The following is a 15573-nucleotide window of genomic DNA, read 5'->3' as shown; positions in this document are numbered from 1 at the left end:
CATAATGAGGGACGCGTCATTCATCCTGGGCCGCGCGGGTTCGCGCGTGCTGGCGGTCATGCTGCTGGCAGCGGCGACCGCGCTTGGCGGTTGCGCCGGCGGCGGCGGTGCCGCCAACTCCTATGCGATGGCGCCGAGCGCCGGCAGTGGAGCGACGGTGGCGTTCGAATCCATCGACGGGCCGCCGCCACAGGTGTTCGACCGCATGGTCGGCGTGCTCGACAGCGAATCCAAGCTGCGCAGCCTGTCCGTGGTCTCCCGCGAGGGGACGGCTGCCTATCGCGTGCGCAGCTACCTCTCCGCCCAGATCGTGCGCGGCAGGACCGTGATCGCCTGGGTCTGGGACGTCTACGACGCCAACCAGCAGCGGGCGCTGCGCCTCTCCGGCGAGGAACCCACCTCGGCCAAGGGTGGCCGCGATGCGACGCGCGATCCGTGGAGCGCCGCCGACGACCTGGTGCTGCGGAAGATCGCCCAGGCCGGATTCAGCGGACTTTCCAACATGATCAACGGCACGCCGGAGGCGCCAAGCGCTGCTCCGGGCCTGCGGGGACCTGCGGTGGCAAGCGTCACCCCGGAGGCTCCGGCACCGGAGATGCCGGCCTCGGCGCTCGGCTACGCCGAGCGATAACCCCCGCTAAACCACGGCCTCAAGTTGCGGCCAAACCGTTGGCCCGACTCAGGATTTTCAAAGGGAAAACGTAGCATCCCGGGTTGCCATTGCAGCCCCCGGCCTGATATTTCCTCGCCCGTCGTAACCGTGCTTCGAGTGGGTATTCCCAGATGTTGAACGTCCTATCCAGCAAAGCGCGGGAGGAAGCGTCCATGTCGGCCAAGAACGGCTCCATCAAGCTTGTCGCCGGCAACTCCAATCCGGCTCTCGCCCAGGCCATCGCGCAAGGCCTCCACCTGCCGCTGACCAAGGCGGTGGTCCGGCGCTTCGCCGACATGGAGATCTTCGTCGAGATCCAGGAGAACGTCCGCGGCTCGGATGCCTTCATCATCCAGTCGACCTCGTTCCCGGCGAACGACCACCTGATGGAGCTCCTGATCATCACCGACGCGCTGCGCCGCTCCTCGGCGCGCCGCATCACCGCGGTGCTGCCCTATTTCGGCTACGCCCGGCAGGACCGCAAATCGGGCTCGCGCACGCCGATCTCGGCCAAGCTCGTCGCCAACCTGATCACGCAGGCCGGCGTCGACCGCGTCATGACGCTCGACCTGCATGCCGGCCAGATCCAGGGCTTCTTCGACATCCCGACCGACAATCTCTACGCGGCACCGCTGATGGTGCGCGACATCAAGGACAAGTTCGACCTGTCCAAGACGATGGTGATCTCGCCCGACGTCGGCGGCGTGGCCCGCGCGCGCGGCCTCGCCAAGCGCATCAACACCCCGCTCGCCATCGTCGACAAGCGCCGCGAGCGGCCGGGTGAATCCGAGGTCATGAACGTAATCGGCGACGTCGCCGGCTACACCTGTATCCTGGTCGACGACATCGTGGACTCCGGCGGCACGCTGGTGAACGCGGCCGACGCGCTGATCGCCAAGGGCGCCAAGGACGTGTACGCCTACATCACCCACGGCGTGCTCTCCGGCGGCGCGGCCGCCCGTATCACGAACTCCAAGCTGAAGGAGCTCGTGATCACCGACTCGATCCTGCCGACGGACGCGGTGAGCAAGGCGCCGAACATCCGCACGCTCCCGATCGCCAGCCTGATCTCGGACGCGATCGCGCGCACCGCCGCGGAAGAGTCGGTGTCGAGCCTGTTCGATTGATTTTTCTTCGCCTCTCCCCGCTTGCGGGGAGAGGCCGGAATTCGAAGCGCGGATTCCGGGTGAGGGGGACTCTCCGCGAGTCTTCACTCTCACCGTCCCTGTGGAGACTCCCCCTCACCCCACCCTCTCAGCGCGAGCGAAGCTCGTCGCGGCCCCGCATCCGCCTCGCCAAGGCTTCGGCGGGCAAGAGCGGGGCGAGGGAGCGCGCGACGCTTGCGTCCCTTACGACCTAGTCCCACGGGTTGTTGCCAACCGCGGCCCATGACATCATCCGGACGCCGAGTCATCTCTGCCCTCTGGATGCCTGATGCCACGCCGGAAATTTGCCTGGGAGAAGCTGTCGGACGACGAATTGCTCGAGCAACGTCTCAGCAGCCTGAGGGTTACGGTCGAAGGCACCTGGCTCGAGGATTGCGTCGCCACCCTCCACGAGGAGCTCGAAGAGCGGGGCATCCGGCTGCGGCCGCACACATGGATCTCGAGCGAATGGTTCAGTCCGGGCGATGTACCCGGCATCGCCATCCCATTCTATCTCGCCCATCCCCGCCTGATGAAGCTCGAGAAGAAGATGATGTTCGACGTCGAGGGCGGAACCTGGCGCGAGTGTATGGCCATCCTCCGTCACGAGGCGGGCCATGCCATCCAGCACGGCTATCAGCTGCAGCGCCGCCGGCGCTGGCAGCAGCTGTTCGGTCCGTCGTCGAAGCACTATCCGCGCTACTACCGGCCCAATCCGGCGAGCCGGCGCTATGTCCAGCATCTCCGGCTCTGGTACGCGCAGAGCCATCCTGACGAGGATTTCGCCGAGACTTTTGCGGTGTGGCTGCGGCCGCGTTCGAACTGGCGAACACGATATGCCGGCTGGCCCGCACTGAAGAAGCTCGAATATGTCGACGAGCTGATGGGCGAGATTGCGGGAAAGCGGCCGCTGATCACGACACGGGAGCGTGTCGACCCGTTGAGCAAGCTCGGCCAGACGCTCGAAGACCACTACAAGAAGAAGCAGGCGTTCTACGCCTTCACGCCGCCGAAGACCTACGACCGCGACCTCTCGAGGCTGTTTTCCGCCGATCCACGGCATCACCGCTCAAAACCGGCTTCGAGCCTGATCAGACGGCACCGCGCCCAGATCAGGCAATTGGTCGCGCGGTGGACGGGCGAGAACCAGCTCACGCTCGATGCCGTGCTTGACGACATGATCTCCCGCTGCCGCGAGCTCGATCTGCGCGCGGTCGGCCCCGAACAGAAGCTCGTTCTCGATTTCACCGTCCTCGTGACCGCCAAGACGATGCACGCGCTGTTTGGCCCGTCTCGGCGCAAATGGATCGCGCTATGAGACGCTTGCGTATTCTGGTCCTGATGCATCCGGATTTCATGCCTCCGGATTCAAGCGACGGATACACCGCGCAGGAAATCAACGCGTGGAAAACGGAATACGACGTGGTGAGCACCTTGCGCGCGGCCGGCCACGAGGTTCGCGCCCTCGGCGCGCAGGACGAAATCAAGCCGGTGCGCGAGGCGATCGAGGAGTTCAAGCCGCACGTGGTTTTCACGTTACTGGAGGAATTCCACAACAACGTCGCCTACGACCAGCACATCGCCAGCTATCTCGAGCTGATGAAAGTCCCTTATACCGGGTGCAATCCGCGCGGCCTGATCCTGGCGCGCGGCAAGGATTTGTCCAAGACGCTGGTGCATCACCGTCGGATCGCGGCGCCGGCCTTCGCCGTCTTCCCGATGCGCCGCAAGGTGAAACGCCCGACGCGCCTTGCGCTGCCGCTGATCGTCAAGAGCCTGAACATGGACGGGTCCTTCGGCATCTCGCAGGCATCGATCGTCGATACCGACGAGAAGCTCGCGGAACGGGTCGCCTTCATCCACGAGCGGGTCGAATCCGCCGCGATCGCCGAGCAGTTCATCGAGGGGCGCGAGCTTTACGTCGGCGTGCTCGGCAACAACCGGCTGCGCGTCCTGCCGATCTGGGAACTGAAATTCGGCAGCATGGGCGGGCGCAGGTCACGGCACATCGCCACGGAGAAAGCCAAGCACGACACCGACTATCAGGAGAAGGTCGGCATCGTCGACGGGCCGGCGAAGGACCTCGCGCCCGAAGTCACCGCGCGCATCCAGCGCGCCGCGAAACGCATCTACCGAGCGCTTGGCCTCGACGGCTACGCCCGTATCGATTTTCGTCTCGCCGCCGACGGCACGCCGTATTTCATCGAGGCCAATCCCAACCCCGAGATCGCCAGGAGCCAGGAGTTCGCCACGGCGGCTCAACATGCCGGGCTCAAATATCCGGATCTCCTGCAGCGCATCCTGGCTCTCGGAATAAGCCGGGCCAAGGCGGGGGTGTCGCTGGGGTGATGCAAGATGGCAGCGATCATAGAGTAACCCCTCATCCTTCGAGACGTGCTACGCGCTCCCTGGGATGAGGGGTGATAGTCGTTGCGTTGGGTTAGGCAATTCCCGCCGCGACCTGGCCGCGCAAACGCTCCAGGCCTAGCAGCGTGTTGGCGCAGGCTTCCGCGACCTCGACGCCCTTGATCGCAAAATGCCTGCGGAAGAAATCGTAGTGCACTTCGGTCTCGTGGAATTGCTGCGGCGTCAGCACCGCCGAGAACACCGGCACCTCGGTGCGCAGCTGCACGTCCATCAGCGCCTTGATCACGGTGTCGGCGACGAACTCGTGGCGATAGATGCCACCGTCGACGACGAGGCCGGCCGCGACGATCGCGGTGTAGCGCCGCGTCTTGGCGAGGATCTGCGCGTGCAGCGGGATCTCGAACGAGCCCGGCACCTCGAACACGTCGACATGGGTGAGGTGGCGCGCCTCGGCCTCCTTCATGAAGGCGATGCGGGCCTCCTCGACCACGTCGCGGTGCCAGCAGGCCTGCACGAAGGCCACCCGCTGCGGCTTTGCAAAACGCGGATGTTCGATTGCCGGCGGATCCACGGGAACCGGCGGCTGGGTTGTCTCGGCAGTTTCGGCTTTGAAAGTTTCGGCTTGGGAAGTTTGGACTTGGGGATCTTGCAACATCTGATTCATGGCTTTCCTCAGTTAAGGACCAGAATCAGGGCACACGGAACGACAAACAGCCGCACCTTGCGATGCGTCTGCCACCGACCGTTCTCTTTCATCCGGACTTTAACCGTCGGCTTCGGAGTTGCACCGAATCTGCTGACCCTTCCCTCCGAGGGGTCCCGAGGGAATCCCTATCAAGGAGAAGGCGCTCGCGGGCTTAGGCCTTTCGGCCCTTACCGCCGGTGGGGACTTTCACCCCGCCCTGAGAACTTATCCACCCGATATGGGTGGACTATTCCGAATTATGACGAACCGGGGGACGGCCAGCAAGAACCTTCCTTATGGGTACTACGCATGTGCCTATGACGTCAGGGCGAAACTCTGCGAAAATCCTGCGGGGCAGAAGGTCGAACAGGGCGGGACCGATCCGGACCCGCAAGGAGGGCACCGGCACATGGAACGCAGCAGGCGCCGGCCGATCCGATTCCGGTTTGTTCTCCTCCGTTAAGAATTGTGGCGGAGATGAGCTGTGGACGAACGAGTCCTGACTTGTGGACGGACTCGGCAGCCAGTTGCGCAGATTCCGCAAATCACATCAGTTGATCCGCGACAAGCCCGCGCTGATCCCGGGATCGCGAGAGCGACGCCAAGGGGATCGCCTTAGCAATATTAAGGGAGCGCGCGCCGGACCAACCGCGTGCGTATCAAAGACAACAAGAAGGCAAGAGGTCGAGACGGCATGTCCCTGCTCGAAGGCGCTATCGATTCCAGAAATCACCCGCTCGCGGTGGTCGAGGATATCGCTGCCAGCAACAACTGGCCGTTCGAACGCTCCGGCGAAGACGAACTCACGATTGTCTCGAAGGGACAATGGACCGACTACCAGCTCTCCTTCACCTGGATGGGCGGGATCGAGGCGCTGCATCTGGCCTGCGCGTTCGACATGAAGATTCCGGTCGCACGGCGGAGCGAAGTGCAGCGGCTCGTCGCCGCCGTCAACGAGCAGTTGTGGGTCGGCCATTTCGACCTGTGGACCAACACCGGCATGGTCATGCACCGCCAGGCCCTGGTGCTGCCGGGCGGACTCACCGCTTCGACCGCGCAATGCGAAGCCATGCTCGCCGGCGCCATCCACGCCTGCGAGCGCTACTTCCCGGCGTTCCAGTTCGTGGTGTGGGCGGGCAAGACCACGACGGAAGCGATGGACGCGGCGATGTTCGACACGGTGGGAGAGGCGTAGGGCCTCTCGTGACGTAAGGGCGCTCCCTCCCCACGTCATCCCGGACAAGCGCGCCCAAAGCGCGCGCAGATCCGGGATCCATACCGCGTGATTTCGTTTGTGGCACGCGGCTTGTTGCCAACAGCTGCATCCACTAGAAACATTCGTGGTTATGGGTCCCGGCCTTCGCCGGGACGACACCGAATTTGTGGTGACCACAGTGGCGAACAGCACTCTTCAAAACATCACCGGCACCATCCTTCTCGCCGGCGCCGGCAAGATGGGCGGCGCGATGCTGACCGGATGGCTGGCGGGCGGACTCGATCCGCGCCGTGTCGCGGTGGTCGACCCGCACATCGCGCCTGAGATCAGCGCGCTTGCCGCCAAGGGCGTGGCGCTCAATCCCGATGCGAAGGCGGCAGGTCAGGTCGAGACGATGGTCGTCGCGGTGAAGCCGCAGATGTTCCGCGAGGCCGGCGCGAAGCTGAAGCCCTTCGTCTCGGAGAAGACCTCCGTGGTCTCGATCATGGCGGGAACCACGATCGCCTCGCTTCAGGAGGTCTGCGGCGGCGCTGTCGTGCGCGCGATGCCGAACACGCCGGCCGCGATCGGCCGCGGCATCACGGTGGCGGTTGCGGCGAACAACGTCAGCACCGCGCAACGCGCGGTGGCCGACGCGCTGCTGCGCGCCACCGGCTCGGTCGAATGGGTCGAGGATGAGAGCCTGATGGATGCGGTGACCGCGGTGTCCGGCTCGGGACCGGCCTATGTGTTCCTGCTCGCCGAGGAACTTGCGCGCGCCGGTGTCGAAGCGGGATTGCCCGAGGCGCTGGCGACGAAGCTCGCGCGCGAAACGGTGGCAGGCTCGGGCGAGCTGCTGCATCAATCCGAGCTGCCCTCCGGCACGCTGCGCCAGAACGTCACCTCGCCCGGCGGCACCACGGCCGCAGCGCTCGGCGTGCTGATGGGCGAGCCCGGCCTGCGCGACCTGATGATCCGTGCAATCGCAGCGGCGACGCAGCGGTCGAAGGAATTGGCGAAGTAGCAAGATGCCGTAGGGTGGGCAAAGCGAAGCGTGCCCACCACATCTGTCTTGCACGCTGAGCAATGGTGGGCACGGCGCTTCGCGCCTTTGCCCACCCTACGATTTCGAGCCTGCCCCGAGCCGCTTGTTGAACATCTCGACATTGACGAGCCCGCGCGCGTGGCGGCCCTCGCCGAGCTTGCGCGTGCCCTCGAACGCCTCGACTTCGAAACGGATGACGCGGCGCTCGACCGCGACCACCTTCGCGGTGGTCCGCACCGTCGCGCCGACCAGGGCGGCTGCGAGATGGCGGATGTCGACCTCGGTGCCGACCGTGACCCAGCCCGGCTGAAGCGCAGGGCGGATCGCATCGCCCGACGTCATCTCCATCTCGAGGATCATCATCGGCGTCGCATAGACAAAAGGCATGCCCGGCACGAAGTGCCCGACCGTGCGCTCCACTGGGACCACCAGCGTGCGCTCCGCGCTCATGCCTGTCGTGATGAAGTCGCGTGCGTCCATGACTTCTCGCTCGTCATTCCGGGGCGCGCGAAGCGCGAACCCGGAATCCAGAAGTTTACAGCTCGAGATTCCGGGTTCAGCCCTGACGGGCTGCCCCGGAATGACGCTAACGCGTCACTTCTTCGCAGCCGCCGCGCGCTCCACGAACGTCTTGCCGCCCTTCATCTTGTGGCGGAGCGGGGCTTCGTTGATCTGGATGACGACGGCATCGGCGTCGACGCCGAGATTCTTCACCAGGGCCTGCGTGATGTCACGCATCATGCCGGCCTTCTGTTCATCGGTGCGGCCTTCGGCCATGCTGACGGTGATCTCAGGCATCGTTTTCTCCCTGCTGCTGTCGTCATGATCGGGCTTGTCCCGATCATTCAAAGTCGTGTGCATCAAACAGGACGTGGATGCCCGGGACAAGCCCGGGCATCAGGCGATGCGCGAATGGCTAGCCCCAGCTCACGTCATGGCGCGCCAGCACCTCGCGCACCTTTGCGACGAGGTCGGCTTCGCCGCACGAGAACTGCGCCGGGCGGCTCTCGCGCCATTCCTGGTTCGAGGCGATCGCGGCAGCCGCCTTCGCGCCCTCGATCAGGTCCTTGATCTGCACCTCGCCGCGCGCCTTTTCATCCGAGCCCTGGATGATGACGCAGGGCGCGTTGCGGCGGTCGGCATATTTGAGCTGGTTGCCCATGTTCTTGGGATTGCCGAGATAGAGCTCGGCGCGGACACCAGCGGTGCGCAGGCTTGCCACCATCTTCTGGTAGTCGGCGACGCGGTCGCGGTCGAACACGGTGACGACGACGGGACCGAACTCGGGCCGCGTGTCGAGCTTGCCGAGCAGCGTCAGCGCAGCCTGGAGCCGCGAGACGCCGATCGAGAATCCGGTCGCCGGCACCGGCTCGCCGCGGAAGCGCGAGACGAGGCCGTCGTAGCGGCCACCGCCACCGACGGAGCCGAAGCGTACCGGGCGGCCCTTCTCGTCCTTGGTGTCGAGCAGGAGTTCGACCTCGTAGACGGGGCCGGTGTAGTATTCGAGGCCGCGCACGACGGAGGGGTCGATCTTGATGCGGTCCGCACCGTACCCCGACGCCATGACCAGCTTGGCGATCTCTTCCAGCTCGCTCACGCCGGCCTGACCAACTTCGCTCTTGGCGAGGTAAGCTTCCGCCGCGGCAATGGCTTCTTTCCAATCGTCGCGCGGTTTGGTGATGGCCAGAACAACGTCGGCCTCCGCCGCGCTCAAATTGGCGCCTTTCGTGAAGTCGCCCTTGCCCTCTTCGCCACCATCCCACCTGCCGGGACCGAGCAATTTGCGCACCTCGTCGGCGGGAAACTTGTCGAGCTTGTCGATTGCGCGCAGCACTGTCAGCCGACGTGCGGCATTCTCGTCGCCGGCAAGTCCAATGGCTTCCAGAACACCGTCGAGCACTTTTCGGTTGTTCACCTTCACCACGTACTGGCCGCGCTGAACGCCAAGCGCCTCCATCGTGTCCGCAGCCATCATGCAGATCTCGGCATCCGCCGCCGGCGTTGCCGAGCCGACCGTGTCGGCATCGAACTGCATGAACTGGCGGAAGCGGCCGGGGCCGGGCTTCTCGTTGCGGAAGACGTAGCCGACGCGGTAGCTGCGGTAGGGCAAGACCAGACCGTTCGTCCCGTAGCGCTCGCCGACATAGCGGGCGAGCGGCGCGGTCAGATCGTAGCGCAAGCTAATCCACTGCTCGTCGTCGTCCTGGAACGAGAACACGCCCTCGTTCGGGCGGTCCTGGTCGGGCAGGAACTTGCCGAGCGCGTCGGTGTATTCCATCGCCGGCGTCTCCACCGGCTCGAAGCCGTAGAGCTCGTAGACGGCGCGGATCTTCTCGACCATCTCGCGCGTCGCCCGGATCGCGGCGGGATCGCGATCCTCGAGCCCGCGCGGCAGGCGCGCCTTCAGTTTCTGGGGTTTTTTGGGTTTTTCGGCCATGCGCGGCGTTTACCAGCCGACGCGCGAGGCGGCAACCGGGGCGGCAAGCCGGGGGCCCCAAGTCCGCCCGCCTCGGCGTCATTCCGGGGCGATGCGCAGCATCGAGCCCGGAATCTCGAGATTCCCCGGTGCGCAACTGCGCACCTCAGGTCTGGTCCTTCGGACCATCCCGGAATGACGACCCTACCTCTACGGCTGCTCCATGCGCGCCCGGAGGGCGTCCGCATCCGCCTTCGGCAGCGACTTCAGCGTCGGCTTGATGGTTTCGCCGCCGACGATCTTGCCGTTGCGCATGAACATCCAGTCCGAGATGTCGGCTTCGCTGAATGTGACCTTATCGCCTGCCCGCTTGCCGGGCAGATCACGCGGTTCGTTGGCGAACACGCCCGAATAGGCCCCGTTCGGCAGTTTCTTCACCTCGGCGATCCAGATGTGCTCGCCGCCTTTGCGGGTGAAAAAGCGCACTTTCAGGGCGTGCCCGGTTTCCGACGGCTTGGGCGCCTCATAGGACGCCCAGAAGGTCGGCAGCGTGCCGCGGGCGCGTGCGATCGCGGTGTTCATCTCGGGGTCGGTGGTGCGCACATCGACCACGGGCGAGCGGTCTTCGGCTGCGACCTCCGGCTTGGGGCCGATGGTCAGGATGCCGAAGACGGTGATGCCGGTGATTGCGGCGAGGACGACCCATTTCAGGGGCTGGGAAAGCGTGGATGCCATGATCGCGATGTCCGAATGCCTCGATGTCTCGGGCTTTGTCGCGCGATCATGGCGGGGCGTTCATGATGCCCGCTCTTCGCCTCTCCCCGCTTGCGGGGAGAGGCCGGAACGCGCGGATTCCGGGTGAGGGGGACTCTCCGCGAGTCCAACTGCCAGCGTCCCCGTGGAGACTCCCCCTCACCCCGCCCCTCTCCCCGCAAGCGGGGAGAGGGAGAAAAATCAAAACACCTTGCGGATCCAGTTGTGGGGATCGTTGGTGCGGCCGTACTGGATGTCGACGAGCTGCTTGCGCAGGCCCATGGCGACCGGGCCGGCGACGCCGCCGCTGATCTCGAAATCGCCGCTCACCGAGCGCACCTTGCCGATCGGCGAGATCACCGCCGCGGTGCCGCAGGCGAACGCTTCCTTCAGCTTGCCGCTGGCCGCATCCTTGCGCCACTGGTCGAGCGAGTACGGCTCCTCGCGCACCGTCTTGCCGGCATCCTTCGCCAGCGCGATGATGGAGTCGCGGGTGATGCCGGGCAGGATCGTGCCGAGCGGCGGCGTCGACAACGAGCCGTCCTCGAACACGAAGAAGATGTTCATGCCGCCGAGCTCCTCGACGTAGCGGCGCTCGATCGCATCGAGGAAGACCACCTGATCGCAGCCGTGCTGAATGGCTTCCGCCTGCGCACGCAGACTCGCGGCGTAATTGCCACCGCACTTGACGGCGCCGGTGCCGCCGACCGCGGCGCGCGTGTAGTTCTCCGAGACCCAGATCGACACCGGCGCAGGCCCGCCCTTGAAATAGGAGCCGACCGGTGAGGCGATCACCGCGAAGATGTATTCGGAGGACGGCTTGACGCCGAGGAAGGTCTCGCTCGCGATCATGAAGGGGCGCAGGTAAAGGCTGCCCTCGCCGCCCGGCATCCAGGCGCGATCGATGCGCACGACCTGCTCGACCGCCTCGATGAAGACGTCTTCGGGCAGCTGCGCCATCGCCATGCGATCGGCCGAGTCCCTGAAACGCCGCGCATTGGCGTCGGGGCGGAACAGGTTCACGCCGCCGTCGTCGCGCTTGTAGGCCTTGAGGCCCTCGAAAATTTCCTGGGCGTAGTGCAGGACGGCGCCGGCCGGATCGAGCTGGAAGTTGGCGCGCGCCTCGATGCGCGCCTCGTACCAGCCGCCCTTGGCCTGGTTGTAACGGACGATCGCCATGTGGTCGGTGAAGACCCGCCCGAAGCCGGGGTCCACCAGCTTGGCGACGCGGTCCTTTTCTGGAGTAGGATTGGATGCGGGCTGGATGTCGAATTTCATGCTCATGTCCTTGGCTCCCGCTGCCGGTAGCGGCGCTGTTCTGGCGCCCGCCTGCCCTGTTTCGGGTCCGGCTGGCTTGATTAGAGTTGTGGCCGGGCCACCGCCAGCCTTGTTACGGCCGGTTTCCGTGGCCAGCATGTCGCCGAGGACATGCTTTTGCGGAAGGCGGAAGTCCAGTATGTTTTGTCGAAATGCCGCTCGACAATCGCACGGTAGATCTGATCCGGCCGTCGCTGCCTGTCCGACTCTCTCCGGCCGCCTCAGCTTCGATGCCACCCGACGCGAAACGATCTAAAATTTCGTGCGGGCTGATCGTTTTGTAACATTGAACCCAAGATACGTCAATATGCCTGACATAAATTTCGCGACTCCCCCTCAAGACGCTGCCGAGCCCCGGCCGGCGGCAGGCGATGGAGGCAATTTGCGCTGGGATATCATCGAGCTGCTGTTCTTCGCCTATCGCGACTTCGTCGGCGATCCCGACCAGGAGCTGGAGGCGTTCGGCTTCGGCCGGGCCCATCACCGCGTCATGCACTTCGTCTACCGCTATCCCGGGCTCAAGGTCGCCGACCTCCTCGACGTCCTGCGCATCACAAAACAGTCGCTCGGCCGGGTGCTCAAGCAGCTCCTGGACGAGGGCTATATCGTGCAGAAGACCGGCGACAATGACCGCCGCCAGCGCCTGCTCTACGCAACGCCGAAGGGCGAGGCGCTGGTGCAGAAGCTCGCCGGGCTCCAGACCACGCGGATCACCAAGGCGCTCGCCGAGATGGCGCCGCAGGATGCGGAGACCGTCAAGCGCTTCCTGCGCGCGATGATCGACCGCGACGATCCGGACAAGGTGCTGGAGACGATCTTCGCCTCCGTCAATCAAGACGCAAAGGAGTGACCGTGCCACTCGCTGCCACGCTCGCCCGTCCGCCGGTGCAACCGGCCGACGACGCCCCGCATCTCCTGCTGGTCGACGACGACCGCCGCATCCGCGATCTGCTGTCGCGCTTCCTCGCCGGCGAAGGCTATCGCGTCTCGACCGCGGCGAGCGCCAGCGATGCGCGTTCGAAGCTCATGGGCCTGCATTTCGACCTCCTGATCCTCGACGTCATGATGCCTGGCGAGACCGGCTTCGACCTCGCCCGCTTCATCCGGACGTCCTCCTCGGTGCCGATCGTGATGCTGACGGCGCGCCACGAAGCGGAAGCCCGCATCGAAGGCCTTCAGATCGGCGCCGACGACTACGTGGCAAAGCCGTTCGAGCCACGCGAGCTCGCGCTGCGCATCAACAACATCCTCAAGCGCGCCGCCCCGCCGCCGCAGGCAGCGGTGGTGGAGAAGATCGCGTTCGGCCCCTACGTCTACCATCTCGATCGCGGCGAATTGCGCCAGGGCGAAGAGGTCATTCACCTCACCGACCGCGAGCGCGAGATGCTGCGGATTCTCTCTGAGACGCCGGGCGAGACCGTGCCGCGCAGCGCACTGACCGGCAATGGCAGCGTCAACGAGCGCGCCGTCGACGTGCAGATCAACCGCCTCAGGCGTAAGATCGAGACCGATCCCGCCAATCCGCTGTTCCTCCAGGCGGTGCGCGGCATCGGCTATCGCCTGGTGGCCTCGCCTTAAACCGCAGTGAAACGCGACCGATGAGCACGATCGATACCGGCCTGACGCTGCTGAAGAGCGCCGCCGGCCGCGTCTCCGCCGCCAATGGCTGGATGGGCAATGCGTTCAAGGGCTGGATGCCGACCGGCCTCTATGCCCGCGCGCTCCTCATCATGATCGTGCCGATGGTGATCCTGCAATCGGTCGTCGCCTTCGTGTTCATGGAGCGGCACTGGAACACGGTGACGCGCCGCCTGTCGGCCGCAGTGGTGCAGGACATCGCCGCGCTGATCGACATCTACAAGGGCTATCCGCAGGACAAGGATCGCGACCAGATCCGCCGCATCGCGCAGCAACGCCTCGGACTCGTGGTCGACTTCCTGCCCGCCGGCGACATGCCGCCGCCAGGACCAAAGCCGTTCTTCTCGCTGCTCGACCAGACGCTGTCGGTGCAGCTCGGCCGCCAGATCGGGCGCTCGTTCTGGATCGACACGGTCGGCCGCTCCAACCTCGTCGAGATCCGCATCCAGCTCGACGACGCCGTGATGCGCGTGTTCGCGCAGCGCAGTGCCGCTTACGCTTCGAACTCGGAGATCTTCCTGTTCTGGATGGTCGGCACGTCCTCGATCCTCTTGATCGTCGCGGTGCTGTTCCTGCGCAACCAGATCAAGCCGATCCTGCGCCTTGCCGATGCCGCCGAAAGCTTCGGCAAGGGCCGCGAGGCGCCGAACTTCAGGCCGCGCGGCGCGCGCGAAGTGCGGCGCGCGGCGGTCGCATTCCTGGAAATGAAATCACGCATCGAGCGCACGATGGAGCAGCGCACCGCGATGCTGGCCGGCGTCAGCCACGACCTGCGCACCATCCTGACCCGCTTCAAGCTCGAGCTGGCGCTGATCGGCGACAGCCCGGAGCTCGAGGGCATGCGCAAGGACGTCGACGAGATGTCGATGATGCTGGAGGACTACCTTGCGTTTGCCCGCGGCGATTCCGGCGAGCAGTCGCAGCCGACCGACATGGCGCAGGCGCTCGAGGAGCTGCGCAGCGATGCCGAACGCCACGGCCACGCTGCAACCGTCGCATTCAACGGATTGCCGGTGGTGACGGTGAAGCCGGCCTCGTTCAAGCGCTGCCTCGCCAACCTCGTCACCAATGCGGCGCGCTACGGCAAGAGCATCGCCATCACCGGCCAGCGCGATCACCGTTATCTGACCGTCACGGTCGACGACGACGGCCCGGGCATCCCCGCGCATCTGCGCGAAGAGGTGTTCAAGCCGTTCCTGCGGCTGGACAACGCCCGCAACCAGGACGAAGGCGGCACGGGCCTTGGCCTCGCCATCGCCCGCGACATCGCCCGCTCGCATGGCGGCGACATCACGCTGGGCGATAGCCCGATGGGCGGATTAAGGGCGAGCGTGCGGATACCGGTGTAACTGCCGTAGCCCGGATTTCGCTACGCTCCATCCGGGCTACAATCTCGCCTACTTCGGCAGCAGCGCCTTCAGCTTGTCGACGTCGCGCACGTTCATCTTGAAGCCGCCGGGCATCACGATGTCGCCGGGCTTCTGGTCCGGCTTGCAGGCGCCGAGCCATTTCGCTTCGAGCGTCATGGTGGTGTCGCGCCCCGCCGCGCCGGCGGCGCCGCCTTGCGCGTGCGAGGTGGTCTTCACCGTATAGGCCGAGTTGAAATCGCCCGTGATCTCGGCGTGCGAGGTGGTGCTGATGCCGGCGACGCTGCACTCGGAATCGCTGACATAACCGGTCGCGGTCTTCTTGATGTCCTGCTTGGCGCAGATCTGCTTGGCCATCGGGGAGACGTTGTTGTTCATCTCCTTGTCGACGGTCTCGTCGGTGCAGTGCTGCATGGTCATTTCCGGCATCTGCGAGCCGGTCCTGACCATTTTCAATTCCCACAGGCCGGCCTTGCGCACCGGCAGATCGTCGGCACTGGCGCCGCCTGCCGACACCACAAGGCAAAGGGCCGAGCCGAGCAAAGCAAGTTTGCGCGTCATGTGGGAAGCTCCCGGCTGAGAGATCGCTGCGTTACGAAAACGCCTCAGTACAGCGTGCGGATCGGCTGGTTGGCGGCGCCATAGGGCACCCAGCGGCAGGAGAACGAGATGTAGCCGCCCTCATAGGCCTGCACGCCGAGGAATTTGACGACCTTGCCGTACCGCGCGCAATGATCGACCGCGACCTGCCGCGCATCGACCTGATTGGCCATCGAATAGGCGATGATGCCGCCGGTGTCGTTGCCCTTGAACGGGGGCACAGGAAGGATATCGGCGCGCGCCGACTGGCCCGCCATCATACCCAGGGCAAGAAGGCCCGCGGCCGCAATGATTCGCATTCCCGTTACTCCAATTGGTTGGCGCCAGTTTACGGTGCCGGGACGGAAGTGAAAAGAACTGAAGCCCTGTCGGATGCGACGTTCTGGTCAACTC

General features: G+C 65.2%; 17 protein-coding genes and 1 riboswitch. Of the genes, 9 read left to right on the top strand and 8 right to left on the bottom strand.

Going from position 1 to position 15573, the window contains the following annotated elements:
* The first annotated feature begins 4 nt into the window (after positions 1-4).
* The 4 genes from ACVWW6_RS13485 to ACVWW6_RS13470 all read left to right on the top strand — a co-directional run bounded on the left by ACVWW6_RS13485 (position 5) and on the right by ACVWW6_RS13470 (position 4146).
* Positions 5-631, top strand: coding sequence for a hypothetical protein (locus ACVWW6_RS13485; protein ID WP_011090181.1), 627 nt, complete (start codon positions 5-7; stop codon positions 629-631).
* A 194-nt stretch (positions 632-825) separates the two neighbouring features.
* Entirely contained in the window at positions 826-1779 is a 954-nt protein-coding gene (locus ACVWW6_RS13480; protein ID WP_028174674.1) for a ribose-phosphate pyrophosphokinase, read from the top strand.
* Positions 1780-2086: 307 nt separating this feature from the next.
* Complete coding sequence (locus ACVWW6_RS13475) at positions 2087-3115, top strand: putative zinc-binding metallopeptidase (protein ID WP_028174673.1); 1029 nt, start codon at positions 2087-2089, stop codon at positions 3113-3115.
* Positions 3112-4146: a D-alanine--D-alanine ligase family protein gene (locus ACVWW6_RS13470; RefSeq protein WP_161536708.1), complete on the top strand. Its 1035-nt coding sequence runs from the start codon at positions 3112-3114 to the stop codon at positions 4144-4146. The genes ACVWW6_RS13475 and ACVWW6_RS13470 overlap by 4 nt, the downstream gene beginning before the upstream one ends.
* Before the next feature lie 91 nt (positions 4147-4237).
* Here the strand turns inward: ACVWW6_RS13470 and ACVWW6_RS13465 are convergent, their stop codons facing one another.
* Positions 4238-4828, bottom strand: coding sequence for a 6,7-dimethyl-8-ribityllumazine synthase (locus ACVWW6_RS13465; protein ID WP_028174671.1), 591 nt, complete (start codon positions 4826-4828; stop codon positions 4238-4240).
* 76 nt (positions 4829-4904) lie between these two features.
* Positions 4905-5078: riboswitch (FMN riboswitch) on the bottom strand.
* A 465-nt stretch (positions 5079-5543) separates the two neighbouring features.
* On the opposite strand from ACVWW6_RS13465, the gene ACVWW6_RS13460 reads away from it, so the two are divergent.
* Positions 5544-6044: a type III secretion system chaperone family protein gene (locus ACVWW6_RS13460; RefSeq protein WP_028174670.1), complete on the top strand. Its 501-nt coding sequence runs from the start codon at positions 5544-5546 to the stop codon at positions 6042-6044.
* 151 nt (positions 6045-6195) lie between these two features.
* Positions 6196-7068 carry a pyrroline-5-carboxylate reductase gene (gene proC / locus ACVWW6_RS13455; protein ID WP_456683155.1) on the top strand — a complete coding sequence of 291 codons (873 nt, stop codon included), beginning with the start codon at positions 6196-6198 and terminating at the stop codon, positions 7066-7068.
* Between the two features lie 96 nt (positions 7069-7164).
* Here the strand turns inward: proC and ACVWW6_RS13450 are convergent, their stop codons facing one another.
* From ACVWW6_RS13450 to ACVWW6_RS13430, 5 genes are all read right to left on the bottom strand, one after another.
* On the bottom strand, positions 7165-7569 hold the full coding sequence (locus ACVWW6_RS13450; RefSeq protein WP_011090189.1) for a thioesterase family protein: 405 nt from the start codon (positions 7567-7569) through the stop codon (positions 7165-7167).
* 114 nt (positions 7570-7683) lie between these two features.
* A complete protein-coding gene (locus ACVWW6_RS13445; protein ID WP_011090190.1) occupies positions 7684-7950 on the bottom strand; it encodes a tautomerase family protein in 267 nt (88 codons plus the stop codon).
* A gap of 55 nt (positions 7951-8005) precedes the next feature.
* Positions 8006-9526 carry a histidine--tRNA ligase gene (hisS, locus tag ACVWW6_RS13440; RefSeq protein WP_456680853.1) on the bottom strand — a complete coding sequence of 507 codons (1521 nt, stop codon included), beginning with the start codon at positions 9524-9526 and terminating at the stop codon, positions 8006-8008.
* Between the two features lie 189 nt (positions 9527-9715).
* Positions 9716-10240: a YegJ family protein gene (locus ACVWW6_RS13435; RefSeq protein WP_011090192.1), complete on the bottom strand. Its 525-nt coding sequence runs from the start codon at positions 10238-10240 to the stop codon at positions 9716-9718.
* A gap of 219 nt (positions 10241-10459) precedes the next feature.
* Positions 10460-11542 (bottom strand): branched-chain amino acid aminotransferase, encoded by a 1083-nt coding sequence (locus ACVWW6_RS13430; protein WP_011090193.1) that lies wholly within the window; start codon positions 11540-11542, stop codon positions 10460-10462.
* A gap of 340 nt (positions 11543-11882) precedes the next feature.
* Between ACVWW6_RS13430 and ACVWW6_RS13425 the strand changes: the two genes are divergently transcribed.
* From ACVWW6_RS13425 to ACVWW6_RS13415, 3 genes are read left to right on the top strand one after another with little or no spacing between them, the layout of a single operon-like run.
* Positions 11883-12425, top strand: a complete 543-nt coding sequence (locus ACVWW6_RS13425) for a MarR family winged helix-turn-helix transcriptional regulator (RefSeq protein ID WP_051000365.1) — start codon at positions 11883-11885, stop codon at positions 12423-12425.
* Entirely contained in the window at positions 12422-13153 is a 732-nt protein-coding gene (locus ACVWW6_RS13420) for a response regulator (RefSeq protein ID WP_028174665.1), read from the top strand. Before ACVWW6_RS13425 ends, ACVWW6_RS13420 begins: the two co-directional genes overlap by 4 nt.
* A gap of 20 nt (positions 13154-13173) precedes the next feature.
* The gene (locus ACVWW6_RS13415; protein ID WP_011090196.1) at positions 13174-14562 is read left to right on the top strand and encodes an ATP-binding protein; all 1389 of its coding nucleotides are present in this window, start codon (positions 13174-13176) and stop codon (positions 14560-14562) included.
* Positions 14563-14610: 48 nt separating this feature from the next.
* On the opposite strand, the gene ACVWW6_RS13410 is transcribed toward ACVWW6_RS13415, so the two are convergent.
* Complete coding sequence (locus ACVWW6_RS13410) at positions 14611-15141, bottom strand: DUF3617 domain-containing protein (RefSeq protein WP_011090197.1); 531 nt, start codon at positions 15139-15141, stop codon at positions 14611-14613.
* A 44-nt stretch (positions 15142-15185) separates the two neighbouring features.
* A complete protein-coding gene (locus ACVWW6_RS13405) occupies positions 15186-15479 on the bottom strand; it encodes a hypothetical protein (RefSeq protein ID WP_011090198.1) in 294 nt (97 codons plus the stop codon).
* Positions 15480-15573: the final 94 nt, after the last annotated feature.

Source organism: Bradyrhizobium sp. USDA 3311 (assembly GCF_054062495.1).
This window is presented reverse-complemented; position numbering and strand designations above follow the sequence as displayed.